This is a genomic window from Bacteroides sp. 2_2_4, assembly GCF_000157055.1.
GTDB classification, from domain to species: Bacteria; Bacteroidota; Bacteroidia; order Bacteroidales; family Bacteroidaceae; genus Bacteroides; species Bacteroides ovatus.
Map to the genome: position 1 here is coordinate 1 of NZ_EQ973418.1, position 2,742 is coordinate 2,742.

The window sequence follows — 2,742 nt, forward strand, 5'->3', positions numbered from 1 at the left end:
TTACATACCCATACCGAAACCTCTGCTTCTGGTGATTTGCTTGAGTAGGTCTTTCCCCTCTTCCATAGCTTTTGATATGTTTGGGAAATGATGCCTTAAAGCCTCCAGTTGTTCGGAATTGAACAAGTCTTTCATCTTACCAAGTTCTTTTTTCAATTCCTTGGTTTCGGTCTTTAGTTCTTGGTTCTCCGTCCTTAATCGGTTACTGGTTGTCCTTGCGTTGTCCATTTGTTGTCTATAATACTCCTTGTCATTCTCGGCTTTGAATGCCTTTGTGCCGTTTTGCTCTTTTTCAAGTATAGCCTTTCCCAGTCTATCGGATAGCTGTTCATTTTCCCCCTCTAAAGCCTTTACTTTGGCTTTTAAGGCATCCTTTTCCCTATCGTTGACTGTTTTTCCAATCAAGCCGTAAAACTTCTCTGAAGCCTTAGAAATGAGTTTTTGGACGTTCTTCTTTGTTTCAATGGAACGTAGTTCTTTCTGAAGCTGAAGAAGCTGGTTTTGTACGTCCTTGTGTTTGTCTAATGCACTGGATATATCGTTTGATAGTTCCTGAAGCTGTTCTTTCGCACATTCGGTCTTGTACTGCATAGCCGATAAGTGTTTGCGGTCAGAAGAAACGCCACGTTCCATGCCCAGTGTTTCAGATGCTATGGTTTGGAGTTCTGCCATGTCATCACGCGATAAACGCACACTTTTCCCATTCGGCTGCGTCCAATCGAAAACTACATGGGCATGAAGGTTAGGTGTCCATTGCTTTGCGTTCATGTATCCTTCGTCCTTGTGTATATGGATTTGAAATGCTTCGATACCGAAACGTTCTTTGCAGACCGTGGCAAACTGCTGGAGTTCCTGCATGGTGGTTTCTTGTTTGATTACTATTACTCCCTCTCGTATGGGTGCGGCTTTAGCCTGCATCTTCTGCCCAACCGTATCGAGATATCTTTGTTTCGCACTTTCCAGCCGATGGGAGATGCTATCTCCAACCCAGCTTTCATTCAAATGACTAAGTTCGGGACGAACATAGTCCAACTCTTTTTCCCTAAAGTTGTGAATCTCACTCCCCGGCTTCACTGCTTGTACATGAATACTTGTTGCTCCCATAAGTTAACATTTTTGTGACAATCGATAACAGCCGGTGACAGCCGGCTGACAGGGGGTTAAGGGGGCTTGTCCCCTTACACACGCACCCTTTAGGGTGCTAGTGTGCTATCACCATACTGCATAGGTGCGAAGTTAGCAAATGTTCTGTAAATGCACAAATAAAGGGGAAAACATTTGGATTTGCGACAATAAAGTACTACCTTTGTTGCTGACCAAACGGTAGCCGACCGATACGGGAGAGTTACCAAAATACAAGCCGCTGGAGTTAATTGACGGACATCCGACATCTCCAGCGGCTTTATTTTTGCCTATCTGCTTCGTCTAGGCATACCAGTACCTCTACTAAAAATGTACTTCAAAGATACTTATTTTCTACCGACTTGATAGTTTTTACCCCATATTCTTGGACATTTTTCCCCCATGAGGTTATCTTTGTAGGGTGAAAGAGAAACCCATAAACGGGGATAGATTGAATGCTGGGAAGCATAAACAATCGGGGTAAGGTTAGCGAACCTTGCCTTTCATCCCCCATTATAACTTTACATAGAGGAACTTTATCTATCCCCCCCCCCGCCCCCAAAGGGGGAGCGACCAAACGGCAGCTTCACTCAATGGAGTGTTACTGTTCATCAAAGCCAAGTGATAATTGTCGTTTCTCTGCTTCTTCTTTCTTTTGGGCAGCTAAAGTCTTTTTCCGAACGTATGTTTTAGCAAATGTCACTCGGTCACCATTGAATACTATCAGAGGATTAATAAACCAAAGATTATCGGCTGGTCCTCGGGCTATGATTTCAGCTTTTACAAGTTCTGCAAGTCCTTTATAAACGGCTTTGTCTGTTTTGTATTTGGTATATTCTAGGCATTTTTTTCTATTGAAGATGATTAAATCATTTTTGGGTTTCATGCAGGTCATAAAGTAACCAAAAACCCGAATAGCTGCTTGTGATAGGTCAAAGAATGCAGCAAAGTTAGAAAGATACAATTTAGTGAATTGTTCTTCATCTACTTCTATTTGACGGATAAACGAAGTCTTAAACACTTCTCCAGTTTCAGTGTCGGCTAAAGCTACTACGGCTCTCTTATCGCCACCACTATTACTCTTATACTTTTTAACAACATGATTTTCAATACCTTCTATAGCTTGTTTCATAAAAGGATTTTCTTCGTTCTTTTGAAAATCGGTTAACTTAACTGCTTTTTTATTTTCCATTTTGATGTGTTTTTGGGGAATATTATTCTCCACAAAGTAAACTATTATTTTCCATAAAAACAATATTAAGGGAAATACTATTTTCCTGTTTAGTATTATATTAGGAAATCAGTATTTTCTAGATTGGAAAATGAGTATTTCCAATATGGAAAATGCCCTATATTGTGTATCAAGTACTTAACTTATTCTATTTCTTCTATTCTTAATATACCCCCAAAACAGCACAAAATCAGTCACTTAAAAATCATCGGTCGGGGAGCGCCCAGCGGCAAGGGGCGGGACCACCCGTCCCGACGAGCGCCACACCATAAACTTTTTTTAGAATAAGCACACAACCGTTTTCCGAACCCTGCAAAATTTCTTCCGAATCCGAACGACGTAACACTCCATTGAGAGAGGCTGCCGTTTGGTCGCTCCCCCTTTGGGGG

Annotated in this window: 2 protein-coding genes and 1 pseudogene; all 3 read right to left on the minus strand. The window is 41.5% G+C overall.

Going from position 1 to position 2,742, the window contains the following annotated elements:
* Positions 1-1,104, minus strand: coding sequence for a plasmid recombination protein (locus BSCG_RS00010; protein ID WP_007219893.1), 1,104 nt, complete (start codon positions 1,102-1,104; stop codon positions 1-3).
* 619 nt (positions 1,105-1,723) lie between these two features.
* Positions 1,724-2,314, minus strand: a complete 591-nt coding sequence (locus BSCG_RS00005) for a replication/maintenance protein RepL (protein WP_004295513.1) — start codon at positions 2,312-2,314, stop codon at positions 1,724-1,726.
* A 244-nt stretch (positions 2,315-2,558) separates the two neighbouring features.
* A pseudogene (locus BSCG_RS30235) lies at positions 2,559-2,742 on the minus strand (hypothetical protein); the annotation flags it as partial.